Below are 25,953 nucleotides of genomic sequence, written 5' to 3'. Positions count from 1 at the left end.
GGAGTGATCCGATGAAGACCTATTCGCGACTATGCGCGATCGTCTTCGGCCTGATGATGACGGTGCTTTGCATCGTCATCGCGGTCGAAACGGTGATGCGGAAACTGCTGAACCATTCGCTGGCCGGTGTGGACGAATTGTCAGGCTATGCCATCGCGATCGGGGCACCGTTGTGTTTCGCCGTCACCGCCGTCGAACGAAGCCACATTCGGATCAACCTTCTTCATATGCGGATGCCGCGCGTTGCGCAGGCAGTGCTGAACCTGCTGGCGACGCTGACATTGGCGGCGCTGGCGATTTTCCTGTTCGTCTTCACGATCCGGACGGTGCAAGAAACCCAATTGTTCAAATCCGTGGCGCAAACGCCATGGATGACCCCGCTGATCTGGCCTCAGGGTCTGTGGTTGCTGGGCATGGCGGTCTTCACGATGGCCTGCGTGCTGCTGGCGTTGCGGGCGGGTCTTCTGGCCCTACGGCGCGACACGGACGGCTTGGTGCGCGAATTCGGCCCCGAAACGGTCGAGGACGAGCTGCAGGCAGAACTTTCTGACATGGAGACACGGGCATGAGTATCTCTGTCATCTTCATCGGCTTTGCCATCATGCTGTTCCTGATGTTCCTGTCGATGCCGGTCGCCGTGTCGATCCTCGCCGTTGGGGGGATCGGCGGATACCTCGCCTACGGGATGCCTTTGGTGGAAACGATGGGGGGCGTCGTCTGGGGCACGTTGAACAACCCGGTCATGACCGCCATCCCCCTATTTATGCTGTTGGGCGAGCTGCTGCTGCGCGGCGGGATCGCCGACCGGATGTTCGACGCGCTTGCCGTCTGGCTGGGGCGTCTACCCGGTGGGTTGCTCCACACCAACATTGGGACCTGCGCGCTGTTTTCGGCTACGTCAGGATCATCCGTGGCCACGGCGGCAACCGTCGGCACCATCGCCCTGCCCGCCCTTGGCGAACGCGACTACCCTGTGCGCCCAGCCCTTGGCACGCTGGCCGCAGGCGGGACGCTTGGGATCCTGATCCCGCCGTCCGTCAACCTGCTGGTCTATGGCTCCTTGGCCAACGTGTCGGTCGGGCAGTTGTTCATTGCCGGCGTGCTTCCCGGTATCCTGCTGACCATATTGTTTTCGGCCTATGTGGCCATCCGCTATCCAAACGCAGGACGTAACGTCGACGTGCCAGAGGTGCCCGCCGCCGAAAAACGCCGCCTGCTGCGCCATCTTGTTCCGCCTGCGGTGATCTTTGCCATCGTCATGGGGTCGATCTACGGCGGGCTGGCGACGCCCACGGAAAGCGCGGCGCTTGGTGTCATGGCAGCCTTCTGGTTCGTCTGGCGCGGCGGGCGCCTGAACTGGGAGCTGCTAGAGAACTGCTTTATCCAATCTGCCCGCACATCCGGCATGGTGATCCTTGTCATCGTCTGCGCCCTGCTGCTGAACGTGACGCTGTCGATGACCGGGGGCACGCAAGCCGTGACCCGCTGGATCACCGGACTAGGCCTAAGCCAGACGTCCCTGCTGTTGCTGCTGGTGGTGTTCTACGTGATCCTCGGCATGTTCATGGATGCGATGTCGATGCTGGTGCTGACGGTGCCGATCGCCGTACCTATGGTCACCGTGCTGGGGGTCGATCCGGTGTGGTTCGGCGTCTTCGTTGTCGTCATGTGCGAAATCGGCCTGATCACCCCACCCGTCGGCATGAACCTGTTCGTGGTGCAGGGCGTGCGCAAAGGGGGCGGCGATTTCAACGATGTGATCAGTGGCGCAACGCCATTCGTCATTATCATGATCGTCTTTGCCGGTCTTTTGGTCGCCGTTCCGGAGATCGCGCTCTTCCTGCCGGACCTGGCTGCGGGGCGATAGGATGAACACGCAAGCCAAGCCTATCAAGTCCGCCTCTCAGGGTACCGGACGGCGTCTGCTGGTGGTCAACCCGAACGGCAACGCGGATGTCACCCGCCTGATCGCTCGGATTGCGGACCAAGTGTTGCCAGCTGGAACGACAGCGCATGTCGTGAACCCGGAACACAGCCCGCATTCGATCCAGACCCTTGCCGACCGTCGTCAGGCCGAACCGCTGGCCATCGACCTGCTGGCGCGCAATCGGGGCTATGACGCCTATGTCATGGCCTGTTTCGACGACATCGCCGTTCACAGCGGGCGCAGTTTTCTTGGCGCCCCGGTGGTCTGCGCGGTCGAGGCATCCCTTTCCGTCGCACGCCTGTTCGCACCGCGAATTTCCATCGTCACCACGGTCGAAAGCATGGTACCGGGCATCCGCACGGTGGTCGACGCGCTTGGCGCCAGCCGCACCTGCAACGTCCGCGCGGCAGGCATCGGCGTCGCATCCGCGGCCGCTGGCGGTGATGAGATCGAACGCCGTCTGGACGACACGATTGCTGACGCCCGCAACTTCGACGGTGCCGGGGTGGTCATTCTGGGATCCGGCGGGCTGGCCGGACGGGCCAGTGACCTATCGGCCAGGCACGGGCTGCCGGTAATCGACAGCATCGAGGCCGCAATTTCCCTTGGCGCCCTGGCCGCGAACGTCAGCCGTTGAGCTTGGGGCGATTGCGGCTGGCTATGTGCTTGCAGAGCCCTACGGGCGCCTTACCCAATCCGATGGTTCGGAGATTCCCGCGTGATTTGCACATCGTGCACGTGGGGTTGGTTTGGGGTTCCGGCCAGAAAATTATGGCTTGGGCTCCGCAATGCATCGGCCCGCATCAGCAAATAAACTTAGTCGCGCCCTAAGCGATTGAATATCGTTTCGCCTTGGGCCGCTCATAAAGCCTGTACCTCGCCCCAATGCCGGAGAGCGGCAGCAATGCAGGTCAGGAAAACCGGTCACGCCCTGCGCACAGACGACAAGACTGATAAACGTGTTATTCGCTTAGCCCGATGGCGTACAAACTCCGTACCGCAGCGGCGTCGGACAGATTGCTCCAACCTTCGCACCGGGCCCAGACTTCGGAGTAGCTGGTTGATTGCTCGTGTTGGGTATGCGGCCAGTCACTTCCCCACACGATGCGATCCTCGGACAGCAAAGAGATAAGGTCATTGGCATGCGGGGTGATGTCAAAGGGTGTGCGGTAATGGGCGGCGAACTTGACATAAAGGGCGCTCGGGTCGGCCAGAGCGCTGACCGATCGGATGAACGGATCGCTTTTTGGGTCAGGGTCTGAGGGCAATCCGAAATGGTCGATCACCAAGTTTACCCCCTGCTCGGCGAGCACCGGTAGGATCGGGGCCAGACGCGGCCCTTCCAAATGAAGCTCCAGATGCAGATCACGGTCCCTAAGTTTGGACAGAAAGCGTTGCGTCAGGTCTGCTTCGATCTCGGGGATCGCCGCGCCACGGACGAGGTTCCATCGAACGCCGCGCATTCCAGCCCCGACCAGATGGTCCAATTGCGCGTCGTCGACGTCCAAAGGAACAACGCCGACACCGGCAAAGCGCGAGCGGTCCAATTTGGCGAGCGCCGCACACATTTCAGAGTTGTCGCAACCAAGGAAACTGACCTGAACGATCGCACCACCCTTCAGGCCGCAGCTTTCCTGATGGGCTAGCCATGCCGCCAATGGGGCGTTCCGGGCGGGAACATATCTTGCGCCATCGATTGCAGCGACGGTTTCGTAGACATGCGCGTGGCAGTCGAATTGGATCATGACGCCCTCCCCCTCAATTCATATATATGACTAGTTGACTATATGGGTCAACACGGATTAGAAACTATGCAGGGAGGACGACGATGAGCAATGGATTCGCGGCAAGCGACGACCGACTGCCAGCATATGCTCGGCTGCGTGACACGCTGACGGCCCGCATTGCGTCCGGCGTCTGGACTCCTGACAAACCCATCCCCTCAGAGGCGCGACTGGCCCGAGAATTCGATGTCTCCGTCGGCACGGTCCGCAAGGCGGTTGACGGGCTGGTAGATGAAGGGCTTCTCGAACGGCGTCAGGGATCCGGGACCTATCTCCACGCTCCCTCGTTCAATGCGAGCCTCTTTCGTTTTTTCGCGATGCGTGACGGCGATGGCGGTCCGCTGTCGATCCCGCAAAGCAAGATGATCCTGCGCAGCCGTGCCGACGCCCCTGCCGAGGCCTCCAAGGCGCTTGGCACGGCGAAGACCATCAAGATCGTGCGCCTGCGCAGCCTGCAGGACCAGCCGGTCCTGTTCGAAGAAATATATATCCCCTGCGCCCGGTTCGAAGGGTTTGAGGCACTGCCGGATACCGCCTTCGGCCCGCTTCTTTATCCGACCTATTTTGAGCATTTCGGCGTGCTGGTGAAACGCGCGACGGACGAAGTCTCTTTCGGGAATGCTTCTGACGCGGTGGCGCAACAATTGCGCATCAAGACCGGCGATCCGCTGGCGGTGATCCGCCGGACGGCCTTCGACATCGAAGACAAACCTGTCGAATGGAGGATCGCCAGCGGCAGTGCCCACGGCTTTCGGTATCGCAGCGAAATCAAATGACGACCTCAATTCAAAAGGGAGAGGAACCATGAAGATCAAAACAATTCCGCTTGGCTTTGCCGCTGTGGCAGCCTTTGCAGCCCCTGCGTTCGCAGAATACCCCGAGCGCACCATCGAACTGACAATCCCCGCCGGAGCCGGTGGCGGCACCGACACCAGCGCCCGCAAATTGGCAATCCTGCTGGAAGAAAAGCTCGGAACCTCCATTGCGATCCTGAACGTCGGCGGTGGCGGCGGGTCTGTTGGCGCGTCGCAATTCATGCAGGCGAAACCCGACGGCTATTCGCTTTTTGCCACATGGAACAGCCCGCTGACCACTGTTCCGCAGGTTCAGAACGTGGCTTACGGGCTCGACAGCTTCACGCCGATCGCATCCACCTCGGAAACCGCTTACACGCTTTGCGTGACGACCGATTTCCCGGCCACCACTGGCGCCGAGTTCCTGGCCGAACTCGAAGCTAACCCCGGCAAATACACCTACGGCAATGACGGCATCGGCGGCACCATGCAGCTGGCCGCAGAACGGATTTTCCAAGCCAAGGGCATCGACGCCGTGGCCATTCCTTTCGGCGGTGCGGGTGAGACGCTGCAGAACTTCCTCGGCGGACACGTGGACATCTACGGCGGTTCGATCTCGACCGTTCTTCCCTATGTGGAAAGCGGCGAAGCCAAGTGCCCGCTCGTGACGTCGGCTGCGGATGTGCCCGCCCTTGCCGGTGCATCCGGGCTTGAGGCGCTTGGACTGGCGGATAAAGAAACATTGCTTTGGCGCGCCATTCTCGGCCCCAAAGGTCTGGACCAGGCAATCGTCGACCAACTGGCCGCCGTGATCGAAGAGGCGGTCAACGATCCGTCTTATGTCGAGTTCCTGGCAACCAAGGGCGAAACCCCCAACGTCGTCAAAGGTGAAGCTCTTGGTGCGCGGCTGCAGGCGGAATACGACGCGCTGGCCGAAGTCTCGAAGAACCTCGGGCTCTGATCAATGGAGAAGCGTCAGGATATCGTTCTCGGACTGCTCTTTGCCGGTCTCGGCATCGCTGCGGCCTGGATGGCGAAAGACTATGCCGGGGCCAGCGGGAATTACCCAATGGTGCTTGGCCTGATCCTGGCGCTTCTTGGCGGGGCGGTGACGCTGCGCGCGTTCCGCTCCGGCCAGAGCGAGGCGCGCGAGCTGATCGACGCGCCCGACAAGATGATCAGTGCCGCGGTGATCGCTATCCTCTACGTGGCGCTGATCGTACCCCTGGGCTTTTACACGGCCTCGTTTCTTCTGGTGCTGGCCCTTCCGCTAGCGCTTGGTTTTCGGAAGCTGGGCTATGCGCTGGCCGTGGCGGTCACCTTCATGGCCCTGATCTTCCTTGTCTTCTCGGTGCTGCTGGAAAAGCCGCTCCCCAGAGAGGCGCTCGTGTCGTTCTTCGGTTCCGGAGGCTGAGATGGAGTTCTATACCAACGCTCTCTCCCATGTCCTGACCTTGGCGCCGTTGACGGCAATGATCGGCGCCACGATCCTTGGGGTCTTCATTGGCGCCCTGCCCGGTCTCAACCCGGTGATGGCCATCGCGCTGCTGCTGCCGATGACCTATTCGATGGATCCTTTGGTGGCGCTTGGCATGGTCGCGGGCATCTACAACGGATCGATGTACGGCGGCGCGATCCCGGCGATCCTGCTGCGCATTCCCGGCACGCCAGCTTCGATCGCGACCACCTTTGACGGCTTTCCGATGGCCGAAAAGGGTGAAGCCGCGAAGGCGTTGAAAATTGCATGCTGGTCATCGGCAATGGGCGGCATTGCGAGCGCCTTTGCCTTGATGACCGTCGGCCCCCTGCTGGCTCGGGTGACCCTGTTCTTTGGCCCGGCCGAGTATTTCTGGATCGCCATTTTCGGTATGGCATCGGTCGGTGTGATGGTCGGGTCAGATCCCGTCAAGGGCATCATGGCCGCCGTGCTGGGTTTGCTGATCGGCACCATGGGGATCGACAATCTCTCTGGCCAAGCGAGGTTTACCTTTGACCAGACATGGCTTCTGGGTGGCCTTGATCTGATCGTGGTTCTGGTCGGGCTGTACGCCCTGCCCCCGGTCCTGCAACTGGCTGAAAAGGCCGACCTCAGCGGGCTGTCTGCGGCGCAACTCAAGCTGACCAATACCCCCCTCAAACGCGGCGAGCTGCGCGGGCTGTTGCCCACATGGCTTCGCGCGTCGGGTATTGGCATCGGCGTCGGCATCCTGCCCGGAGCCGGCGGCAATATCGCGGCGTTCCTCAGCTATAACGCGGTCAAGAACGCCTCGGACGATCCAAGCAGTTTCGGTAAGGGCAACCCGCAGGGCGTGGCGGCGGCGGAATGCGGCAACAATGCCGACAATGCTGCCTCAATGATCCCGGCGCTGTCTCTTGGCATTCCCGGAAATGTCGTCGCGGCCCTAGTGCTTAGCGCGCTGACCATCCACGGGCTTCAACCGGGCCCGCAGCTGTTCCATCAGAACCCGGTCCTTGTAGGCGGCTTCATGATGGAGATGCTGTTGACCTCGCTGCTGATCTTCACTCTTGGCGGCGCGCTGGCCACCCGTGTCTTCGCACAGTTTCAACGTCTGCCCGGTGTCATGCTTGTGCCTTTGATCCTGATCCTGATGTGCGTGGGGGTCTACGTGATCAATGGCCGCCCGGTCGATCTATGGGTCATGCTGGCCGCGGGCCTTGTGGGCTATTTCCTCGAGAAGCTGAATGTCCCGCTGGCGCCCATTATTCTTGGCATGATCCTTGGCCCCATGGCGGAACAAAGTATCCGCAGGGCACTTCTGATCAGCCGCGGCGATGTCACTGATCTCGTGACGCGCCCAATCTCCGCCACGCTCGCAATCGCGACGGTACTTCTTATCGCCTGGCCTATCTTCAAGGCCATGCGCCGCCGACGGGCCGCTTCCAAGGTTTGAGACAGAGCGTCTGAGGTTGTCTTACCCACGGACGCGGGGATCAGTGCTGCACCACCACACTCACGCAGGCCAAAAGCTCTTAAGATGTGGCCCCTTACCTAATCCGATAGTTCGGGCATTCCCGCGTGATCTGAACGTCGTGCACGTGGGGCTGGCGTGGGTTTTGGCTCAGCACAATAAGGCTGTGAGACTACAGATGCATGCCTCTGCGTCAGTGGTTTTAGTCTTTACGCCCTGCTCGCCGTGACTTCGCTTGGTTCCGGGTTTCTGCCTCATCTCAACGCCTTGGTGGCGAGGATGTAGCAGACGCCCTTTCTTATCTGAACGGGCTAAACGCTCCCGATGCGGGGTTCCGCCGAACCCACTCTGATCTGGCAGCTTCGTTGCGACCGGTCGAGCGGCGCTTGTTGTGTTCACACCTCTTGCGGCGGTCGCGTGGCACTGCCCCGATGGATGAATTCGACCTCGATCAATTCGGACGGCCCCACCAACGCACCTGTCTCGATCATGGCCAGTAGCAGTTCCGCCGCACGAACGCCGATCTGGGTTCGCGGCTGCCGGATTGTCGTCAGGCCCGGACTGAGATGCTGGGCGATTTCGATATTGTCGAACCCAACGATCGAAACATCCTCGGGGACACGGACACCGGCGCGCTGGACCTCTCCGATGAAGCCCACGGCCATTTCGTCTGACGACAGGAACAGGGCGGTCGGCCGCTCCGGCATGGCAAGCCAGGCCCGCCCGACAGCAGCGCCGGAATCCATGCTGAAGTCCCCCTCAAAGATCCAGTCCTCGCGCAACGGCAGGCCCAGATTGCCAAGGGCCGAGCAGAACCCCTCCAGTCGCGTTTCCGTCAGGACATTGCCGCGCGGACCGGTGGCGTGGCCGATCCTGCGATGACCCAGCTGCGCAAGATGGCCGACCGCCAATGCCGCACCCTTTTCGTTCTCGACGCGGACGGACGGCAGGTCCTGCCCCATCCATTCGCACGCCAGCACGACAGGAGGACGGCCGGGAATGGCGATCGCATCGGGAGACAACGATCCGTCGAGAAGGATAAGACCGTCTGCCTGACCGGATGTCAGGTAATGACGCAGCCGTTCTTCGGGATCGGGGCCGGACTGCGTGTCTGCGATCAGCAGACCGAACTGCGCAGGCGTCAGGACAGAAGCCAGCCCCGCCAGGATTTGTGAAAAGAACGGATTGGCAAGGTTCGGCAGCAAAACGATGACCGTGCCGGTGCGTTGACGGCGCAGATTCGACGCCGTTGCATTGACCCGGTAACCGGTTTCGGCGACCGCATTCAACACAGCGTCCCGCGTGGTCTTGGCCACGACGGATGGTTTCGACAAGGCCCTGCTGACGGTCGCGGTGGAAACCCCCGCCACGCGTGCAACATCCTGAATGGTCGCGACTTTCCGATCCATTTACTCTCCTTACATAGTGGCCAATGTGACCTCAAAATACGCGACTGTAAACGTTTTCAGATTTTTCTTGTAATCGATTACACGTTTTGCAATCCTACTATGCAAACGATTACATGCGCGGATCGGGAGAATCCACGCAACGGGAGGCTACTGTGAAGACGATCAAAGGACCTGCGCTGTTTCTGGCGCAGTTCGCGGGCGACGAGGCCCCGTTCGACAGCTGGACAGGGATCACCGCTTGGGCTGCGGATTGCGGCTACGAGGGCGTTCAGGTTCCAAGCTGGGATGCCCGTTTGATCGACCTCGACAAGGCCGCCGAAAGCAAGGGCTATTGCGAAGACTGGGTCGGCCAAGCGCAGGCCAACGGCATCACAGTGACCGAGTTGTCGTGCCATCTGCAGGGCCAGCTTGTCGCGGTCCATCCAGCCTATGACGCGGCGTTCGATGGCTTTGCCGCCGAGGCGGTCCGAGGCAATCCAGCCGCGCGGCAGGAATGGGCGGTCGGACAGGTGCGCAAGGCGATCCAAGCCTCTGCGAACCTTGGACTGACCGCACTGCCCACATTCTCGGGCGCGTTGGCATGGCCCTACGTCTACCCCTGGCCGCAACGTCCCGCCGGGCTGATCGAAACCGCGTTTGACGAACTGGCGGCGCGCTGGCGGCCCCTGCTCGACGCGGCAGAGGAGCACGGTGTAGACCTGTGCTACGAGATTCATCCCGGCGAAGACCTGCACGACGGCGTCAGCTTTGAGATGTTCCTTGAACGGGTCGGAAATCATCCCCGCGCGATGATGCTGTATGATCCAAGCCACTATGTCCTGCAGTGCCTGGACTACATCGATCACCTCGACATCTATGCCGAGCGGATCGGCGCCTTCCACGTCAAGGATGCAGAGTTCAATCCGACGGGACGGCAGGGTGTCTATGGCGGTTACCAATCCTGGGTCGAGCGTGCGGGACGGTTCCGGTCGCTTGGCGATGGTCAGGTGGATTTCAAGGCGATCTTCGCCAAGCTCGCCGCGATGGATTTCGACGGCTGGGCCGTCGTTGAATGGGAATGTGCGCTCAAACACCCCGAAGACGGCGCCCGAGAAGGTGCGCGTTTCGTCAGGGATCACATCATCCGCGTGACGCCCCATGCGTTCGACGATTTTGCCGACGGCGGCGCGGATGGTGCCGCGAACCGCAAGATGCTGGGGCTGACATGACCCGTTTTGCCGACAGAACGGGGCCGATCCGGCTTGGCATGGTCGGCGGAGGCCAGGGCGCCATGATCGGCGCCGTGCATCGCGTGGCGGCGCGGCTCGACGGGCAATTCCGGCTTGTGGCAGGTGCGTTGTCGTCGACCGAAGAAAAGGCCCGCGCCTCGGCCGCGAAACTGGGCCTGCCGATGGACCGGAGCTATTCCGACTACGTCGAGATGGCCAAGCGCGAGGCGCGGCTGAAAGACGGGATCGAGGCGGTGTCGATCGTGGTTCCGAACCACCTGCACTTTCCGGTGGCACGCGAATTCCTGAAACGCGGCATCCACGTGATCTGCGACAAACCACTCACGGGCACGCTTGTAGACGCGAAAAAGATGAAGACGACGGTGGGGAAGTCCGACGCCCTCTTCATCCTCACGCACAATTACACCGGCTATCCCCTGATCCGCGAGGCGCAGGCAAGGATCGCGCGCGGCGATCTGGGCGAGATCCGGGTCGTGAAGGTGGAATACGCGCAGGACTGGTTGGCCGAGGCCCCTGCCCCGGACAACAAACAAGCCGATTGGCGCCTGGACCCCGAACGCGCGGGCGCGGGCGGCGCGACGGGCGACATCGGCACCCATGCGTGGAACCTGATGCGCTTTGTTACCGGTCTGACGCCTCAGGCGCTGGCGGCCGATCTGCAAAGCTTTGTTCCCGGCCGTGCGCTGGACGACAACGCCAACATCATGGTGCGCTTTGACGGTGGCGCGCGAGGTATACTGTGGTGCAGCCAGGTCGCGGCGGGCGAGGAAAACAACCTCTCGCTCCGGGTATACGGGACCAAGGCCGGGATCGAATGGCGGCAGGAAGACCCGAACCGCCTGTTCGTGACGCCCGTCGGCGGCGCGACAGAGATCGTAACCCGCGCCTCTGCCGCAACGACCCGGGGCTCCCGACGGCTGACACGGATCCCGCCGGGTCACCCAGAAGGGTTCCTTGAAGCCTTTGCCAATATCTACGGTGAGGCCGCGCAGGCCATCACCGCCGCCCGCACCGGCGCGCCGCTGCCCGAAGACGTGACCTTTCCCTCAGTTAATGACGGGGTCGAAGGCGTGACCTTTGTGGATGCCTGCGTCCGTTCGTCCAAACGCAATGCTGCATGGGTGACGCTATGACGCCGATCCTCGAAGCGCGGGGTGTCACACGCTCATTCGGCCCGATCCAGGTGCTGCACGGCATCGATTTCTCGCTTGTCCCGGGCGAGGTGCACGCGCTTATCGGCGAGAATGGCGCCGGCAAGTCGACGACGATGAAGATCCTTGGCGGCTACCTGTCCCCGACCGCGGGCGAATTGCTTCTCGACGAGGCACCCACCCGCTTTGCCGACCAGCGCGAGGCAGAGGCGGCGGGGATCCTGATGATCCATCAGGAATTCAACCTCGCCATGCAGCTGACCGTGGAAGAGAACCTGTTTCTGGGACGCGAACGCCGGCGCGGTCTGTTCATGGACCAAAAGGCGATGCGGGCCGAAGCGCGTGACCTGCTGGCGCGGCTGGACTGTCACGTGGATCCGCGAACGCGCATCCGCGATTTGTCGGTCCCGAACCGTCAGATGGTCGAAATCGCCCGCGCCCTTGGCCGTAACGCCCGCGTGTTGATCATGGACGAACCGACCGCCGTGCTGACGGGCCGCGAAACAGACGTGCTTTTGGGCCAGATCGAGAGGCTCAAGGCGCAGGGCACCGCGATCCTCTACACGTCGCACAAGCTAGACGAGATCGGGCGCATCGCCGACCGCGTCACCGTCTTGCGCGACGGGGCCCATATCACCACCCGCGTGGCCCAAGGTTTCACCGAACACGCCATGGCCGAAACGATGGTCGGGCGCGAGTTGTCGGACCTTTTCCCTGCCAAGGCACGGGGGGGCGATGACATCGTGCTGGACGTCCAAGGGCTCAGCGTGCCGGGCAAGGTCAGCGACGCATCGTTCACGCTGCGACGTGGGGAAGTGCTGGGCTTTGCGGGCCTTGTCGGCGCGGGTCGGACCGAGTTGATGGAAGGCATCGTCGGCCTGCGGCCAGCCACGGGCACAGTCCGCGTCAATGGCAAGCCGATCAAGCCCGGGTCCGTACTCGACGCGCGCGAGGCGGGGCTTGTGTACCTGACCGAGGACCGCAAGGAAAAGGGTCTGTTGCTGGGCAAGTCATTGACAGTGAACCTGACCCTGCTGGCGCTGGATCGGTTCGGCAAACTACACATCGACAAGCGGGGCGAGGATGCCGCGCTTAGCCAAGCGATTTCGGATTTCGACATCCGGGTGAAGGATCGGGCGATGATGGCGGGCAGCCTGTCGGGTGGGAACCAGCAAAAGCTTCTGCTGGCCAAAACCATGCTGGCGGAACCGCAGATCGTCATCATTGATGAGCCGACCCGCGGCATCGACATCGGCACGAAGCAGCAGATCTACGATTTCATCGCCGCGCTCGCCGCGGACGGCAAAAGCGTGATCGTCGTCTCGTCGGAACTGCCCGAAGTGATCGGGCTGGCCAACCGCGTGGTCGTGATGGGCCGGGGCCATATCGCGGGCGAGTTGACCGGCGACGACATCACCGAAGACGCCATTTTGCGGCGCGCCATGGGCGTCGGCGAACTGAACGGAGTATCCGCATGACCGACACTTCTGCACAGACATCCGCGACCCCGGCCAAGCGCCGCATTTCCCTTCATGCGCTTGGCCCCGTGCTGGCGCTGGTCGCGCTGATCATCTTGGGCGCGTCGCTGAACAGCAACTTTCTGAGCGCGGGCAATGTGACCAACGTTTTGGCACGCTCGGCCTTTATTGGCATCATTGCCGTGGGCATGACCTTCGTCATCACGGCAGGCGGGATCGACCTGTCCGTAGGGTCCATGGCGGCCTTTGTGGCGGGTGTGATGATCATGGCGATGAACGCGATGATCCCGACGCTTGGCATCGGGGTGCCACTGATCATCGCGGGGATGATCGTGGCCCTGCTGGCAGGGATCGCCGCCGGGTTGGTCAACGGGTTCCTCATATCGAAGATCGGGATCGAGGCGTTCATCGTCACGCTTGGGTCCATGGGCATCTATCGCTCGCTGACCACATGGCTGGCAGATGGCGGTACGCTGTCGCTGAACTACGAGGCGCGCAGTTTTTACCGACCCGTCTATTACGACGGCATCCTTGGGATCGCCTGGCCGATCATCGTGTTTGCCCTCGTCGCCATCCTGGGCGAACTGGCGATGCGCAAGACCCCCTTCGGGCGGCATTGTGCGGCGCTTGGCGCGAACGAACAGGTGGCCAAGTATTCCGCCGTCAAAGTCGACCGGGTGCGCATGGCGACCTACGTGCTGCTTGGCGCGCTGGTCGGTCTGGCCACGATCATGTACGTCCCGCGCTTGGGCTCTGCCTCTGGCTCGACCGGTGTCTTGTGGGAACTGGAAGCCATTGCCGCCGTCATCATTGGCGGCACCGTCCTCAAGGGCGGCTTTGGCCGGGTCTGGGGCACCGTGGTCGGTGTCCTGATCCTAAGCCTCATCGACAACATTCTGAATCTCGCCTCGATCGTCAGCCCGTATCTTAACGGCGCGATCCAAGGCGTCATCGTCATCCTGGCTGTTGTGTTGCAGCGGGAAGGAAAGTCCGCCGATTGAGCGGCATAATTGGGAGGAGATTATAATGAAACGCAGAGATATTTTCAAAGGCGCGGCCCTTGGTCTTGCGCTTGTCGGGGCGGGCCCCGCCCTTGCACAGGACACCAAGGTGATCGGTGTTGCCATCCCTTCGGCCACACACGGCTTCATGGGGGGGCTGAACTACCACGCACGGGCAGCGATCGAGCGGCTGGAAGCAACCTATCCTGAGCTTGACTTCGTGCTGGCAACCGCCGGTGATGCAGGCAAAATGGTGAACGACATCGAAGACATGGTCGCCACGCGCAACATCAGCGCGCTGGTCGTGCTGCCCTTTGAATCCGAACCGCTGACCGCTCCGGTGCAAGCCGTGAAAGAAGCGGGGGTCTGGGTGACGGTGGTTGACCGTGGCCTGTCCGTCGACGGGATCGAAGACCTGTATGTCGCGGGCGATAACACCGGCTTTGGCCGTGTCGCGGGCGAATATTTTGCCGAAAACCTCGGCGAAGGCGACAATATCGTCGTGCTGCGCGGCATTCCCACCACGCTGGATAACGAGCGCGTGGATGCCTTCACCGCGGCCATCGACGGCTCGGGCATCAACGTGCTGGACATGCAGCACGGCAACTGGAACCGCGACGATGCCTTCAACGTCATGCAGGACTTCCTGTCCAAATACGACGACATCGACGCCGTCTGGGCGGCCGATGACGACATGGCCGTCGGCGCGCTTGAAGCGATTGATCAGGCCGGGCGCACGGGTGACATGTGGGTCGTTGGCGGTGCCGGGATGAAAGAGATCATCCAGCGCATGATGGACGGCGATCCGATGCTGCCGGTCAACGTGACCTATCCGCCTGCACAGATCGCCACCGCGATCGAACTGACGGCGCTTGGCGTTGTGTCGCCGACACCGGTTTCGGGCCGTTTCATCATCGGCAGCCAGCGCATCACGCCAGAGAACGCCGAACAGTTCTACTTCCCGGACAGTCCGTTCTGATCCGGCGAAAATCACGCTAAACAGGCGAAGGCCCGTACCGCGCGGTTCGGGCCTTCGTTATTGCAAAGAAAGGTCGAAGGCGGAATGAGACTGGTTGCGGATATTGGCGGAACCAATGCGCGGCTCGCCCTGGCCCGTGACGGCCTTGTTCTGGCTGGCACATCGCAAAGCTTTCGGAACGCCGATCACCCTGGCTTTGCCCAGCTCGCTGCAGACTACCTGGCGCAGGTCGGGGTGGACAGGCTCGACAGCATGGTCGTCGCCGTGGCGGGGCCGGTCGGGGACGGGATGGCGCGGCTGACGAACCACGACTGGTCGCTCGATCAGGCGCAGCTGTCCGAAAGGTTTGCCGGGGCGAAGGTCGTTCTGCTCAACGATCTCGCGGCCCTCGGTTACGCCTTGCCTTCGCTGTCCGGGTCCGGGCTGGCGACTGTCACGCCAGGGTCAGAGAGCGCCCCGCGCGACGGGCAAGCTCTGGTCGCAGGGATCGGCACCGGTTTCAACGTGTGTTCTGTCCTGCTGCGGGGCGGGGGAAATGCGCTGTGCATGAAGGCAGAGTTCGGTCACGTCTCGCTCCCCGGTTCAGTCGGTCGCGCCCTGCGCGACCAGATCGGCCCGGCGGCCGGGCAGTTCGCGACAATCGAGGATTGCTTTTCTGGCGCGGGGGTATCGGCATTGTTCGGCATTCTCGCCGACCGCCCCGGCGTGCCGCCGGAAGAGGCGCTTTCGCGCAAGACCTCTGCCTCGGCAGACTTTTCCGATTTCTACGCCGGGCTGGTCGGCCACCTCGCCCGCGATCTCCGTATGGCATTCATGCCCGACGCGGGCATCCATTTTGCCGGAAGCGTCGCACGCGCGGTGCTGTCAAGCCGCGCCGCCGAGCCGTTCTCGATGGTCTACTCCGCTCCGACCGAGCTTCGGCTTCCGGCCATGGCGGGCGTCAAACTGATACTCGACGATGCAGCCGCACTCAAAGGATGCGCCGCCTACGGATGATCCCCTTTGACCGGATGCGGGTTTACCACCCCACTGCTCGTGAGATATGCCGTCAGGCATAGACAAAGCAAAATGCCAGCCCCCTACCCAATCCGATAGTTCGGAGATTCCCGCGTGATCTGAACGTCGTGCACGTGGGGTTGGTTCGGATGGTTGGAGCAACGAAACAACGGGATCTTGGCCGAACTGCATCGGTCAGCATCGGCGGTTCCTCCGTTATACGCTGCAGCGCCTACTGGAACGTCTCAAGAAATACGGTCCGTGGACCTACCGGACGCGCACCTCGGCCACCGCCTGTTCCGTTGTTTCCACGGATATCGGGTTTTGGCCGGTAACCAAGCTCCCGTCGGTCAACGCGTGCGACGCGAGGGGCAGGAATGCCCTGCCGGAGTCGGCCTGTGTTGCTTTGTTTCGTCGTGGACATTTTGCACCACCTTCTTCGCCACGCCCGCCCGGTTTTCCTCGCGCCAACGGAAACTTATTACTTTCTGCCATTCCTTAAATTTGCGGGCATCCGAAGGCATCACATAAGCCGGCCTGCAAAACCCATTGCAGACGGACCTAACGCCCCCCCGAATTCCCATGTCGAACGGGTCAGCGCCTGCATGCCCGCGTTATCGGACTCGTGCCACATGATCGCATGACCGCCCTCGCCGAACCATGACCGCCTTAGATCAGCTTGAGGCACCAGCTCACGAAAAACCCGAAGCACAACCATGGTCCGAACGCGATGGCTCGTCCTGACTTCCATCCGGTTGCAGCTATGTAGCCTAGGGCTCCTAGGCTTGCGATCAGAAGGACGGTCGGTAGGGCCGCCCAGCCAAGCCATGCTCCGGCCGCGGAAAATAGTTTGGCATCGCCTAATCCAAGCCCCTCGTACCCACGGAGCCGGAAAAAAACTTCACCGATCACGAAAAAAATGGCGAAACCGGCTGCTGCGCCGATCGCACAGGTGATCACGGCCTCGGGACCGTCCAATAGGCTTAACCCCAGCCCGGCCACAACCAGAGGTAGCGTGATGATATCAGGCAAAATTCTCTGTTTGATGTCGATCCGGGCCAAATGGATCAACGCCAAAGCAAGCGGCACGGTTGCCAGAATTTCGACATGGGTCATTTGGATAACCTGTCTTCATTTTCACCAAATTGACACGCGAATTTGTGCCGAAGTTGAAACTTAATGTTCTTCTTTCCGTGACTCCGGTGTTGGCGCGCGAAACTTGGGCCTTACTGCCCCAGTCGGTTGCGCCACTGACAGCGACCAAAATCGCTGTACATGAAACAGGGAGCATTTCATGCCGACTCTACTAAGAAACGCAACTACGGGCCTGATGGTCAGTGCCTTGGCGCTAGGTGCCACGACTGCGATGGCATCGTCGCACCGAGAGGCGCCGGGCATCACAAAGCAGCCCAAGGTCGACGCTACCGACTTTTACATGTTTTCCAGCTATGAGACTGGTCGCGCAGGCTATGTAACCTTCATCGCGAATTACCAGCCTCTGCAGGCCCCCTACGGCGGTCCGAACTACTTCACCATGGATTCTGACGCACTGTACGAAATCCATATCGACAACGATGGTGACGCCGTCGAAGACATTTCCTTCCAGTTCGATTTCACCAACACACTTGGCGGCGAAGGCAATGCCGGGGTGGCGCTGGATATTGGTGATGAAAGCGTAGCTATCCCGCTGAAAGCTGCGGGCGATGGAACCAACACGTTGTTCATCAACGAAAAAGAGACCTACTCGGTCACTTTAAAGACGGGTGATCGTCGCTCTGGCCAGCCCGGTCAGCTGATCACGGCGACGGATGGATCAACTACCTTCACCAAGCCCATCGATAACATCGGGACCAAGACGATCCCGAACTACGAAGATTATGCAAACGACTACATCTATGATGTCACCCTACCCGGTTGTGACATGCCGGGTCGCGTCTTTGTGGGTCAGCGCGCCGAAGCCTTTGCCGTCAACCTGGGCGAAGTGTTTGACAGCGTGAACTTGGTCCCGCTTGAAGGTGGGATCACGCAGTCGCGTGAAAACGACGATCTGGTCGGCAAATTCAACGTGACCTCCTTGGCGATCGAAGTGCCAACAAGCTGTGTGACCGGTGAAGGCAACGGCGTTATCGGGGCATGGACCACGGCAAGCCTGCCGCAGGCCGAAATCGAAGATCCGTCGCCGACCTATGAAGCCACGTCCAAGTACGGTGGTGCATGGGTTCAGCAATCGCGTCTGTCGGCCCCGCTGGTCAATGAAGTCGTCATCGGCCTGCCCGACAAGGACCTGTTCAACGCGGCCGAGCCGACGCAGGACAGTGCACTTGCCGTGTATGTGACTAATCCGACCCTGCCGGCGTTGCTGGACATTCTGTTCCGCGATGCCCTTGGAGCGTCGGAAAATATCGCACCCTCGAACCTGCCGCGTACTGATCTGGTTGCCGCGTTTTTGACCGGCTTTCCCGGCCTGAACCAGCAAGCTACCGTGACCGGGTCCGAAATGATGCGCCTGAATACGGCCGTTCCGGCGACGCCGCAGGGGTCGCAGAACAATCTGGGTGTTGTTGCAGAAGACCTTGCCGGATTCCCGAATGGTCGCCGTCCGGGTGATGACACGGTGGACATCGCGCTGCGCGTCGCAATGGGGGCCCTGTGCCACCCTGTGCCGCTTGGAGCTGAACTTGGTGTCGAGGGCGCGGAAGAAGACACGCCGTCCGACTTCATCAACCTTGGCTATTGCGATCCCGAAGACGCCCCGGTGGGTGACCAACCCTTCACCGACGGTGCACCGATTTCCGCAACGGATGTCATGGCAACGTTCCCCTACCTGAACACGCCGCTTCCCGGCGCAGATGGGAGCTAATCCATGCAGACCACGATGACCTTTGACGCACCGCGTTTCGACATTAAGGGACGCAAGCTGCTACTCGCCATGGCCGGAACGGTCTTAGTGCTGGCGGCCTGTGACGGAAGTACGCCGGTCAGCGGGATCAACTCCCTTGGTCAAGCTTTCGTCAACGCGTTCAATCAAGCGCCAAACAGCGCGCCTGTGCAGAATGTTCAAAGCCTGCCGTTGACGCTGACGCCGACGGCGACACCGTTCAATCCTTAAACGGAACACATGAACACGGAAACGGCCCCCGAAATTCGGGGGCCGTTTTCATTTGGTCGTCGTGGGATGCCAATCTTTACACTCTGGGCCTAATCCTGTGGTGGTGCGTCGGACATAAACCGGCGGGTCAGAACGCTGACCGACTTACCGCCCAGATCGTTTTGACGAACCAATCTTGACACCAGCCGAACCCGCGCATCGCCCACCTCTGCCATGATGGCCACGTCGTAGAGGCCCGAGGTCCAATTGGTATTCTCAGGGCGAATGGCGCCGATGCCATCAAGGTTTGCGCGGGTGATCTCTCCGGTCTGCTGGCGGATCGACTCCAGCCGCAGCGCATAGGACTGATTTTTGAACAACGCCTCAAGCAAGAGCGGCGGCGCGGTGTTCAGGTTCACCGTCCGCGGCAACTGTCCCGACGGAGGAAGGGCCGCCACGTAGGGAGCAATCGCTTTGATCGTGGGATCGGGGATGCCATAGAACCTAAGGTCGTTGATCGATTGCAGTTCAGACACTCGCCGGACAATGGCCGCCATCCTCGGTGCAAGCTCGGGCGGCTGATCCACGGATTGTAGAAGTCGTGACATCAGTTCGACCTGACCGACCCCCGGCCCGGCCAGCAGGTGAATGTCGTATTTGGCCTGAAGATCAGTCACATCAACGGAAAACCGTCCCGTGCCCAGCGTTACTTCTTCTTGGATGACGCGGGTCCATGGTTCGCCAAAATGATCAGTGTCTGGCGCGGTATCCAGATCGGCGCGCAGCGCATCCAGAACCGATGCCTCGGCCCCAAGGGCCAGGTTCTGCGCCTGCACCGCGTCGGACATACGGGCCACGCGCGACAGGGATGTTTCCTGCTCGGATAGCATCAGGTAGACGACAGTGGACGCCAGGGCGATCATGACCAAGACGTTGATCAGAACAACGCCGCCTTCCGGATCTCGTCTGGGGGCATTCATCGAACCGCGCCCCCGGGAAGAGCGAAAAGACGTTTTAAGTCAGAGACTTCATCAACTCCGTCCAGTCGCAACGTCAGTGTCAGCTCTGCCGCGACCGGCACGCTTGCGCCACCGTCTGCCCTTGGCCAGCTGTCTTGCCATTGACGCGCAGAGGTCATCAACCGCCATCCAAGGGTGTCGACGTCGTCCAGCAATCGTTGATCGACGGTCCGGCCTCCGGCGTCGAGCTGACGCAGCAGGGTCCCGTCTGTCAGCGCGTAAGACACAGGCGACGGCGCATCGGCACCTGCGCGCAGAAATCGGAATTCGCTGTCGTTCAGAATAACGCCGCCTGGGGCCATCTGCAGCAGGTCCCGCCCCACTACCAGAAAGGCGCGGTCGATCCGGGCCAAACGCTCGAGCCGCCCCTCGGTGCTGTGTTTGACCCTGACTGTCGTGTTCAGAATGCTCATCCCGGCGACACCAATGATGGCGAAGATCGCCAAGGCGACCAACACTTCCACCAGCGTCAGCCCGCTTTCGCGCGACCGGACAGCCTGTGTCATACCGATGTGGACCCGATCAGGCTGAAGTCGCCCGCGCCGACCTGCAGAACCGCCAGACCGCGTTCACATTGACCGTTATCCAAGAACCGATAGGGCCCAAGCACGCCATTGAAGCCGTCTTTATCCAACAGCCCCCGGCGCGATTGTTGCCCGCGCTGCCCGAGAACGCGCAGCAATTCAGTGCCGTCATAGGCCAGTCCGGTGATGATGCCGCCTTGGGTGCCGGCCTCTTTGGCGAAGGCGTCCTTGAACGGGGCAAACCGCAGCGGATCGGGCGCTGCAAACCATGCATCGCGGAAAGCCCGATCGCTGTCGAGGTCCAGCGCCGACCATTGCGTGGACCCAAGCAGCTGCATCCCCTGCCCGCTTAGCGCACCGACAAAGGGCCTTAGCGTGCCATCCGCCGCCGGAAGGTAAACCGCATCCGGCAGCCCGCCGCCGGACTTCAGCGCGTCCACAAGTCCCGAAGCCGAGCTGCGCACCAGCGGTGTTCGCACTTGAATGCCGAGCGCCTGGGCGGCGCCCGTAGTGGCGGCGATGGCCTGAGAGCCGAAATCGCCCGGCGGCACCACGATGGCCAAGTCGCGCAATCCGCGCTGCGCCGCGAGGCTTAGTACCGCCCGCGCCGAATGCACGGCAGTAATGCCGAAGACGAAGACGCCCGATCCCGCCAGGGCCACGTTGTTGGACAGGGTGACAACCGGCACCGACCGGGGCGCGACCTTGGCGACCGCTTCGGCCTGCGCAGAAAAGACAGGCCCCACCAAAACCTGCGCCCCGGCGTCCAGTGCGGTTTGCGCGGCGGCGGCGGCGGACTGCGGTTCGCTGCCGCTGTCGTAGATGTCGATGCCGATCCCCGGCCCCCCGCCAAGCGTCGCCGAGGCCTTGAGCAATTGACCCAAATCCGCTGCCGATCCCGACAGGGGCAACAGCAGCGCCGAACGCGCCGGACCTGACGGGGACCGGCTAACCGCATCCGACATGCCTTCTAATGCCCCGCAGCCGGTCGTCGCAGTGGCTACAGACGTCGCAGCCATCGCCCGCAGCAGATTACGGCGACTTGGGCGCAGCAGGGTCGGTTTCTGGAACAACGAAGAGCTACTCATGGGTCTACCTTTGGTGGTCTTGGGGCACGGGGGGCGGGCGCTAGTCCGACCCTAGCAGGCGGAACGGTGCTTCCCCAGAGGTTATTGGTGCAAGTCATGGTGAGCCCCATCATCCCGCCAGATTGTTCAGGCCAACGATCGGCATCAGGATTGCCAGGACCAGCAGCATCACGATGCCCCCCATCACAAGCAGGACCCCCGGTTCAACCAATGCGACAACGGTGGCGACCTTGGCCTTCAGGTCCGCCGATTGTTCCTGTGCACTGCGTTCAAGGCTGAAACCAAGCGTTCCGCCCGCCTCTCCGCTGGCGATCATCGCGATCAGCATGGGCGGAAAGATCCGCGATTCCTCGGCCGCGCGGGACAGGGCGACGCCGTCACTGACACGGCGCGTGATCTCGGACACTTGGGTGCGAACGAAGAGGTTGGGCACCGTATCGGCGGCGGCTTTCAGCGCATCGGCCAGCGGAACGCCGCTTTGAACCAGCGTGGCGAGGGTCCCGGTGAACCGTGCCGCGTTCAGCTTCAGCACGAACCCGCGGGTCGGGCGGGCGCGGCTCAGGAACCGGTCCCACGCGTGCCGCACCTTGGGCCTTCGCAGGGCGGCCAGGCCGGTGACGATCCCGACGGTCAGAAGCGCCAGCACCGCCAGGCCGTACCGGGACACCGCGTCCGACACCGTGATCAGCACACGCGTCAGCATCGGTAATTCCGCCCCGCGCGAAGTGAAGACACGCACGATATCCGGCACGACGAAGGTCAGCAGCGCGATGATGACGCACAGCGACACGACGGCCAGAAGTGCAGGATAGATCAGGGCAAGTTGCAGGCTTTGCCGGTTTTTCTGCTGATCCTCGATATGCAGCGCAAGATGCTCCATCACCTCGGCCAGCTTGCCCGAGGTTTCACCCGCCCGAACTGAGGCGCGGTAATAACTGCCGAAAGTCGCGGGATATTCGTCCAGCGCGGCGCCAAAGCTGCGCCCGTCCAGCACGGCGGAGCGCAGGTTAAGCAGAAGCGAGGCATCGCGCGATCCTTGCGCCTGGCTGGCCAGAATCCTCAGCGCCTCTTCCACCCGGACCTGCGCGGCGATCAGCGTGGCCAGCTGCCGCGTCACCAGCGTCAGCCGCTTTAGCCCCATTCGTGCCGGGCCAAGCGATATGTCGCGCGACAGCAGGCTGCCCTCTGCCCCGGGTTTGCGGCGGGTCGACTGTACGGACAATGGCAGCAGCTTGCGGTCGCGCAGGATCGTGCGGGCGGCGGCCTCGGACGAGGCCTCGATCACGCCCTTGGTGCGGCGCCCGCCCGGATCGACTGCACGGTAGAAGAACGCTGACATCCCTACCGCTCCTCCATCGTCCGGCCCTCGTCGCGCACGGCGCGGATGACCTCTTCGACCGTGGTCAGGCCGTTGCGCATCTTTTCGATGCCGTCCCCCAGGATGCCCGGGGCCTGACGGCGCGCGGCGGCGGTCAGTTCGGATTCCGAGGCACCGTCGTGGATCATCCTCTCAATCGTGCGATCCACGGCGATGATTTCGTAGATCGGCAAGCGGCCGCGATAGCCCTTCTGCCCGCATTCGTCACAGCCCACGGCGCGCCAGACCTCGGTTCCCGCAGGCAGCGCGCCCGAAAGCAGCCCGGCTTCTGCGTCGGTCAGGGCATGAGGTTCGCGACAGTCGGGGCACAGCTTGCGGACAAGGCGCTGCGCGATCAGCCCGCGCACCATCGGGGCGAGCAGGAACCTCTCGACCCCCATGTCGATCAGGCGCGACACTGCGCCGATGGCCGTGTTGGTGTGCAGCGTCGACATGACGAGGTGCCCGGTCATGGCGGATTCCACCGCGATCCGGGCAGTTTCGCCGTCACGGATTTCGCCGACCATGATGACATCCGGGTCCTGCCGCAGAAGTGCGCGCAGCCCGCGGGCAAAGGTCAGGCCGGTCTTGGCGTTGACCTGCGTCTGGCCGATGCCGTCCATCGAATATTCGATCGGGTCCTCGACCGTCAGGATGTTGCGTTGGCGGTCGTTGAGGTTGTTGAGCGCCGCATAAAGCGAGGTCGTCTTGCCTGACCCGGTCGGGCCGGTGACCAGTACCAGACCCTCGGGCGCGGCGATCACGTGTTCAAAGGTTGCGCGGTCACGGTCCGACATACCCAGGTTATCGATGCCCAGCAGCGTCTGGCCCCGGTCCAGAAGACGCAGCACCACCCGTTCGCCAAACTGCGACGGCAGGGTCGAAATCCGGACGTCCAGTTCGTACCCGCCGACGCGCAGCGACACCCGCCCGTCCTGCGGCAGGCGTTTTTCGGCGATGTCGAGCTTGCCCATCACCTTCAGGCGGCTGGCCAGCAGCGGGGCCAGTTCGCGCCGGGGTTCGATCACGTCGCGCAGGCGGCCATCAATACGGAAACGGACGACGAAGCGGCGCTCCTCGACCTCGATATGGACGTCCGAGGCGCCTTCTTTGACGGCTTCCAGCAATAGCGCATTGATCAGGCGGACCACTGGCGCGTCGTCTTTCTGGTCCAGCAGGTCGTCGACCGATGCGGCGGTTTCCGCCAGCGCGGACAAATCGGGATCGTCATCCGCCGCCATCTGCGCGGCTTCGCTGGCGCTGTCGCGATAGATGGTGGCCAGTCTGGTTTCGAACGTGGTCCGGTCGATGGTCTGGAAATCCAGCAGGACCCCGGCAAGGCGCTGTGCCTCCATCAGGGCCATGACAGGGGCATCCGCCAGATGCAGGCACTGCGGCGCTCCGGTCGGCCCGCGATCGAGCAGGACACCACGCGATTTGGCAAAGCCGTAGCCCAGGCGCGGCAGGCCGGTCTGGTCGGGATGAGGCACTGCTTCCGGTTCTTCAATGGGCAGCTCCGGGTCGGTCAGTGTCATTGCATCGCCTCCAGTGTCAGTCGGGCGGTCACGATTCCCGGTTCGGTCAGTCTCTCGATCTGCAGCGCAACAGGCCGGGCGCCTTCGCGGGCTTGCAGCGCTTCGACCCACAGTATCAGATCAGCAAAGGGTGCGCGTTCCACCGTCACGCGCAGGCGCGTGCCGTCTGGATCAAGACGGGCCAGCGTCACGCCCGCCGCATCCGCGCTACGGGTCACACGCTGTGCCAAAGGAATGGACGGCACGGATCCCGTGGTTTGCGAGACCGAGCCGACTTCGTCCGCCACCTGCGCTAGCATCAGGTAGCGCGCCATATCCTGCTTCAGCTCGGCCTGTTCCACCAAGATCAGGCGCCAGGCGAACTGCCAGCCCAGCAACGCGATCAGGAATAGACCGCCACCGATCATCATGACGCGTTCCCGCGCGTTCAGGGATGACAACGCGCTCATACCCCGCCCTCGCTGAGTGTCATGTCGGCCGTAGCTGCGCCGTCCCCGGCGGTTGCCGTGCCGGTGGATACGGTCAGTCCTGCCTGCCGCAGGGCTTCCTCGGCCTGCTGAAGCTGGTCCAGCCCGCGTGCCTGCACCTGAAGGGTCAGCGTCGCAGGGTCAGAGGACCAAACCAGCCGCTGCACATCCACCGGATCATCGGCCGAGACCAGAGCGACGGAGGCGCGTTCCAACAAACGCAGCGGTCCGGCGTCTACGGGGCCAGCGGACGCGCGGGTCAGTTGACGGTACAGCACCTGAGGATCGTCGAAAATCGTCGCCTGCGGAATACGATCGGCCAAAAGCGACGTGGTCGCCGCACGCTGTTCGAGGACCAGACCACGCATCGCCCGAAGGTCCCCATAGGCCAGCGCAATATGAAGCGTGCCGATCAGCACCACCCCGGCACAAAGAGCAGCCAGCGGACGGCCAAGGTTTTGACGAGGACGGTACGCGCCCTGCCGTAAATCGGTGGAGAGCTCAGCCGGGTCCGGGTCGATGGGCGGGTGATCGGAGCATTCTATCCCCGCGGGCAATGCTGCGCCATGGTTTTGGACCGCCGGACGACCCGCCTGCCCCCATAACATTGGCAGCATTGCTGCGCTGGCCACGAACCCTGTTCCATCAGATGCTCGGACAAGCACACGATCGCCGTCGCGCAAGGTGGACCAAGTGGCGTCGTCTTCCGGCACCGGAAGCGCGAAGACCTCGGGGATTAGTCTTTGGCCGGGATGCGATGTCAGCGCGTCTTCCATACCGGCGCGGGAAATCGCGACGGCAAGCGCCCGCTGATCGGGCAAAGGCCGGATGAACGCCACGTGGGTCTGGTCCAACGGCGCGGCCAGGTGTTCCTCGACCGCGAAGGGCAAGGCTTCGCGCCGCTGTCGATCAGAGCGCAGGGGCAGCGGCACCGCTACAAGGTTCAGCGTTTCTGCCGGCAGGACAGTCACGGCCCCGGCCAATCGGGACGGCAAAGTCTTTTGAATAATGTCAGAAAAAATAGTTCGACGTCCCTGTGTCGCGACATCATTCAATTCGTCAGACGCAGACCCCGGAGTATCTTCAGGCACAGGAAAGCCACCCGCCAAAGCAGGTGAAGATTTCCGTCTAACCCTAAAGATTTCCACGATTTTTCTCTTCTTTTCTGACTGGATTTGCTGTAAGTTGTTCCAATCA

General features: G+C 62.2%; 25 protein-coding genes. 15 read left to right on the top strand and 10 right to left on the bottom strand.

Annotated features, from left to right (window positions below; genetic code table 11):
- Positions 1-11 precede the first annotated feature (11 nt).
- Genes ACI3GR_RS05045 through ACI3GR_RS05035 form a run of 3 tightly spaced genes read left to right on the top strand, consistent with a single transcriptional unit; the run spans position 12 to position 2,564 of the window.
- Positions 12-569, top strand: a complete 558-nt coding sequence (locus tag ACI3GR_RS05045; RefSeq protein WP_407492989.1) for a TRAP transporter small permease subunit — start codon at positions 12-14, stop codon at positions 567-569.
- On the top strand, positions 566-1,867 hold the full coding sequence (locus tag ACI3GR_RS05040; protein ID WP_407492988.1) for a TRAP transporter large permease: 1,302 nt from the start codon (positions 566-568) through the stop codon (positions 1,865-1,867). The genes ACI3GR_RS05045 and ACI3GR_RS05040 overlap by 4 nt, the downstream gene beginning before the upstream one ends.
- A gap of 1 nt (position 1,868) precedes the next feature.
- Positions 1,869-2,564, top strand: coding sequence for an aspartate/glutamate racemase family protein (locus ACI3GR_RS05035; RefSeq protein ID WP_407492987.1), 696 nt, complete (start codon positions 1,869-1,871; stop codon positions 2,562-2,564).
- Positions 2,565-2,889: 325 nt separating this feature from the next.
- Here the strand turns inward: ACI3GR_RS05035 and ACI3GR_RS05030 are convergent, their stop codons facing one another.
- Positions 2,890-3,672: an amidohydrolase family protein gene (locus ACI3GR_RS05030; protein WP_407492986.1), complete on the bottom strand. Its 783-nt coding sequence runs from the start codon at positions 3,670-3,672 to the stop codon at positions 2,890-2,892.
- Between the two features lie 83 nt (positions 3,673-3,755).
- On the opposite strand from ACI3GR_RS05030, the gene ACI3GR_RS05025 reads away from it, so the two are divergent.
- From ACI3GR_RS05025 to ACI3GR_RS05010, 4 genes are read left to right on the top strand one after another with little or no spacing between them, the layout of a single operon-like run.
- Entirely contained in the window at positions 3,756-4,487 is a 732-nt protein-coding gene (locus ACI3GR_RS05025) for a GntR family transcriptional regulator (RefSeq protein ID WP_407492985.1), read from the top strand.
- A gap of 28 nt (positions 4,488-4,515) precedes the next feature.
- Positions 4,516-5,466, top strand: a complete 951-nt coding sequence (locus ACI3GR_RS05020) for a tripartite tricarboxylate transporter substrate binding protein (protein ID WP_407492984.1) — start codon at positions 4,516-4,518, stop codon at positions 5,464-5,466.
- Positions 5,467-5,469: 3 nt separating this feature from the next.
- Complete coding sequence (locus tag ACI3GR_RS05015; RefSeq protein ID WP_407492983.1) at positions 5,470-5,919, top strand: tripartite tricarboxylate transporter TctB family protein; 450 nt, start codon at positions 5,470-5,472, stop codon at positions 5,917-5,919.
- Between the two features lies 1 nt (position 5,920).
- The gene (locus ACI3GR_RS05010) at positions 5,921-7,417 is read left to right on the top strand and encodes a tripartite tricarboxylate transporter permease (RefSeq protein WP_407492982.1); all 1,497 of its coding nucleotides are present in this window, start codon (positions 5,921-5,923) and stop codon (positions 7,415-7,417) included.
- Between the two features lie 413 nt (positions 7,418-7,830).
- Here ACI3GR_RS05010 and ACI3GR_RS05005 read toward each other — a convergent pair whose 3' ends face one another.
- A complete protein-coding gene (locus tag ACI3GR_RS05005) occupies positions 7,831-8,844 on the bottom strand; it encodes a LacI family DNA-binding transcriptional regulator (RefSeq protein WP_407492981.1) in 1,014 nt (337 codons plus the stop codon).
- Positions 8,845-8,996: 152 nt separating this feature from the next.
- Between ACI3GR_RS05005 and ACI3GR_RS05000 the strand changes: the two genes are divergently transcribed.
- The 6 genes from ACI3GR_RS05000 to ACI3GR_RS04975 all read left to right on the top strand — a co-directional run bounded on the left by ACI3GR_RS05000 (position 8,997) and on the right by ACI3GR_RS04975 (position 15,678).
- Positions 8,997-10,052, top strand: a complete 1,056-nt coding sequence (locus ACI3GR_RS05000; protein WP_407492980.1) for a sugar phosphate isomerase/epimerase family protein — start codon at positions 8,997-8,999, stop codon at positions 10,050-10,052.
- Positions 10,049-11,206, top strand: a complete 1,158-nt coding sequence (locus ACI3GR_RS04995; RefSeq protein ID WP_407492979.1) for a Gfo/Idh/MocA family protein — start codon at positions 10,049-10,051, stop codon at positions 11,204-11,206. The genes ACI3GR_RS05000 and ACI3GR_RS04995 overlap by 4 nt, the downstream gene beginning before the upstream one ends.
- Positions 11,203-12,702, top strand: coding sequence for a sugar ABC transporter ATP-binding protein (locus tag ACI3GR_RS04990; RefSeq protein WP_407492978.1), 1,500 nt, complete (start codon positions 11,203-11,205; stop codon positions 12,700-12,702). The genes ACI3GR_RS04995 and ACI3GR_RS04990 overlap by 4 nt, the downstream gene beginning before the upstream one ends.
- Entirely contained in the window at positions 12,699-13,703 is a 1,005-nt protein-coding gene (locus ACI3GR_RS04985) for an ABC transporter permease (protein WP_407492976.1), read from the top strand. Before ACI3GR_RS04990 ends, ACI3GR_RS04985 begins: the two co-directional genes overlap by 4 nt.
- Positions 13,704-13,728: 25 nt before the next feature.
- On the top strand, positions 13,729-14,682 hold the full coding sequence (locus ACI3GR_RS04980) for an ABC transporter substrate-binding protein (RefSeq protein ID WP_407492974.1): 954 nt from the start codon (positions 13,729-13,731) through the stop codon (positions 14,680-14,682).
- Between the two features lie 84 nt (positions 14,683-14,766).
- A complete protein-coding gene (locus tag ACI3GR_RS04975; protein ID WP_407492972.1) occupies positions 14,767-15,678 on the top strand; it encodes a glucokinase in 912 nt (303 codons plus the stop codon).
- Positions 15,679-16,347: 669 nt separating this feature from the next.
- Here the strand turns inward: ACI3GR_RS04975 and ACI3GR_RS04970 are convergent.
- Positions 16,348-16,794 (bottom strand): prepilin peptidase, encoded by a 447-nt coding sequence (locus tag ACI3GR_RS04970; protein WP_407492970.1) that lies wholly within the window; start codon positions 16,792-16,794, stop codon positions 16,348-16,350.
- A 178-nt stretch (positions 16,795-16,972) separates the two neighbouring features.
- Here ACI3GR_RS04970 and ACI3GR_RS04965 point away from each other — a divergent pair, with 178 nt between their 5' ends.
- On the top strand, positions 16,973-18,538 hold the full coding sequence (locus ACI3GR_RS04965; RefSeq protein ID WP_407492968.1) for a DUF4331 domain-containing protein: 1,566 nt from the start codon (positions 16,973-16,975) through the stop codon (positions 18,536-18,538).
- A gap of 3 nt (positions 18,539-18,541) precedes the next feature.
- A complete protein-coding gene (locus ACI3GR_RS04960; protein WP_407492966.1) occupies positions 18,542-18,787 on the top strand; it encodes a hypothetical protein in 246 nt (81 codons plus the stop codon).
- Between the two features lie 89 nt (positions 18,788-18,876).
- Here the strand turns inward: ACI3GR_RS04960 and ACI3GR_RS04955 are convergent, their stop codons facing one another.
- The 7 genes from ACI3GR_RS04955 to gspL form a co-directional block, all read right to left on the bottom strand.
- Positions 18,877-19,746 carry a type II secretion system minor pseudopilin gene (locus ACI3GR_RS04955; protein ID WP_407492965.1) on the bottom strand — a complete coding sequence of 290 codons (870 nt, stop codon included), beginning with the start codon at positions 19,744-19,746 and terminating at the stop codon, positions 18,877-18,879.
- Positions 19,743-20,291, bottom strand: coding sequence for a type II secretion system protein GspJ (locus ACI3GR_RS04950; protein WP_407492963.1), 549 nt, complete (start codon positions 20,289-20,291; stop codon positions 19,743-19,745). Before ACI3GR_RS04950 ends, ACI3GR_RS04955 begins: the two co-directional genes overlap by 4 nt.
- Positions 20,288-21,397, bottom strand: a complete 1,110-nt coding sequence (locus ACI3GR_RS04945; RefSeq protein WP_407492961.1) for a penicillin-binding protein activator — start codon at positions 21,395-21,397, stop codon at positions 20,288-20,290. Before ACI3GR_RS04945 ends, ACI3GR_RS04950 begins: the two co-directional genes overlap by 4 nt.
- 109 nt (positions 21,398-21,506) lie before the next feature.
- Entirely contained in the window at positions 21,507-22,736 is a 1,230-nt protein-coding gene (locus ACI3GR_RS04940) for a type II secretion system F family protein (protein WP_407492959.1), read from the bottom strand.
- Between the two features lie 2 nt (positions 22,737-22,738).
- Positions 22,739-24,289: a GspE/PulE family protein gene (locus ACI3GR_RS04935; protein ID WP_407492957.1), complete on the bottom strand. Its 1,551-nt coding sequence runs from the start codon at positions 24,287-24,289 to the stop codon at positions 22,739-22,741.
- Positions 24,286-24,738 carry a type II secretion system protein M gene (locus ACI3GR_RS04930; RefSeq protein ID WP_407492956.1) on the bottom strand — a complete coding sequence of 151 codons (453 nt, stop codon included), beginning with the start codon at positions 24,736-24,738 and terminating at the stop codon, positions 24,286-24,288. The genes ACI3GR_RS04935 and ACI3GR_RS04930 overlap by 4 nt, the downstream gene beginning before the upstream one ends.
- A complete protein-coding gene (gene gspL, locus ACI3GR_RS04925) occupies positions 24,735-25,847 on the bottom strand; it encodes a type II secretion system protein GspL (protein WP_407492955.1) in 1,113 nt (370 codons plus the stop codon). The genes ACI3GR_RS04930 and gspL overlap by 4 nt, the downstream gene beginning before the upstream one ends.
- Positions 25,848-25,953: the final 106 nt, after the last annotated feature.

It is taken from the genome of Pseudooceanicola aestuariicola, assembly GCF_045763785.1.
GTDB lineage: Bacteria > Pseudomonadota > Alphaproteobacteria > Rhodobacterales > Rhodobacteraceae > Pseudooceanicola.
Note: the sequence above shows the minus strand (reverse complement) of the source record. Positions and strands in the feature narration are given on the sequence as shown.

Bases quoted from the DNA above. Each gene is read 5' to 3' on its own strand.
- ACI3GR_RS05045 (WP_407492989.1), top strand. From the start codon at position 12: ATGAAGACCTATTCGCGACTATGCGCGATCGTCTTCGGCCTGATGATG.
- ACI3GR_RS05040 (WP_407492988.1), top strand. From the start codon at position 566: ATGAGTATCTCTGTCATCTTCATCGGCTTTGCCATCATGCTGTTCCTG.
- ACI3GR_RS05035 (WP_407492987.1), top strand. From the start codon at position 1,869: ATGAACACGCAAGCCAAGCCTATCAAGTCCGCCTCTCAGGGTACCGGA.
- ACI3GR_RS05030 (WP_407492986.1), bottom strand. From the start codon at position 3,672: ATGATCCAATTCGACTGCCACGCGCATGTCTACGAAACCGTCGCTGCA.
- ACI3GR_RS05025 (WP_407492985.1), top strand. From the start codon at position 3,756: ATGAGCAATGGATTCGCGGCAAGCGACGACCGACTGCCAGCATATGCT.
- ACI3GR_RS05020 (WP_407492984.1), top strand. From the start codon at position 4,516: ATGAAGATCAAAACAATTCCGCTTGGCTTTGCCGCTGTGGCAGCCTTT.
- ACI3GR_RS05015 (WP_407492983.1), top strand. From the start codon at position 5,470: ATGGAGAAGCGTCAGGATATCGTTCTCGGACTGCTCTTTGCCGGTCTC.
- ACI3GR_RS05010 (WP_407492982.1), top strand. From the start codon at position 5,921: ATGGAGTTCTATACCAACGCTCTCTCCCATGTCCTGACCTTGGCGCCG.
- ACI3GR_RS05005 (WP_407492981.1), bottom strand. From the start codon at position 8,844: ATGGATCGGAAAGTCGCGACCATTCAGGATGTTGCACGCGTGGCGGGG.
- ACI3GR_RS04995 (WP_407492979.1), top strand. From the start codon at position 10,049: ATGACCCGTTTTGCCGACAGAACGGGGCCGATCCGGCTTGGCATGGTC.
- ACI3GR_RS04990 (WP_407492978.1), top strand. From the start codon at position 11,203: ATGACGCCGATCCTCGAAGCGCGGGGTGTCACACGCTCATTCGGCCCG.
- ACI3GR_RS04985 (WP_407492976.1), top strand. From the start codon at position 12,699: ATGACCGACACTTCTGCACAGACATCCGCGACCCCGGCCAAGCGCCGC.
- ACI3GR_RS04980 (WP_407492974.1), top strand. From the start codon at position 13,729: ATGAAACGCAGAGATATTTTCAAAGGCGCGGCCCTTGGTCTTGCGCTT.
- ACI3GR_RS04975 (WP_407492972.1), top strand. From the start codon at position 14,767: ATGAGACTGGTTGCGGATATTGGCGGAACCAATGCGCGGCTCGCCCTG.
- ACI3GR_RS04970 (WP_407492970.1), bottom strand. From the start codon at position 16,794: ATGACCCATGTCGAAATTCTGGCAACCGTGCCGCTTGCTTTGGCGTTG.
- ACI3GR_RS04965 (WP_407492968.1), top strand. From the start codon at position 16,973: ATGCCGACTCTACTAAGAAACGCAACTACGGGCCTGATGGTCAGTGCC.
- ACI3GR_RS04960 (WP_407492966.1), top strand. From the start codon at position 18,542: ATGCAGACCACGATGACCTTTGACGCACCGCGTTTCGACATTAAGGGA.
- ACI3GR_RS04955 (WP_407492965.1), bottom strand. From the start codon at position 19,746: ATGAATGCCCCCAGACGAGATCCGGAAGGCGGCGTTGTTCTGATCAAC.
- ACI3GR_RS04950 (WP_407492963.1), bottom strand. From the start codon at position 20,291: ATGACACAGGCTGTCCGGTCGCGCGAAAGCGGGCTGACGCTGGTGGAA.
- ACI3GR_RS04945 (WP_407492961.1), bottom strand. From the start codon at position 21,397: ATGAGTAGCTCTTCGTTGTTCCAGAAACCGACCCTGCTGCGCCCAAGT.
- ACI3GR_RS04940 (WP_407492959.1), bottom strand. From the start codon at position 22,736: ATGTCAGCGTTCTTCTACCGTGCAGTCGATCCGGGCGGGCGCCGCACC.
- ACI3GR_RS04935 (WP_407492957.1), bottom strand. From the start codon at position 24,289: ATGACACTGACCGACCCGGAGCTGCCCATTGAAGAACCGGAAGCAGTG.
- ACI3GR_RS04930 (WP_407492956.1), bottom strand. From the start codon at position 24,738: ATGAGCGCGTTGTCATCCCTGAACGCGCGGGAACGCGTCATGATGATC.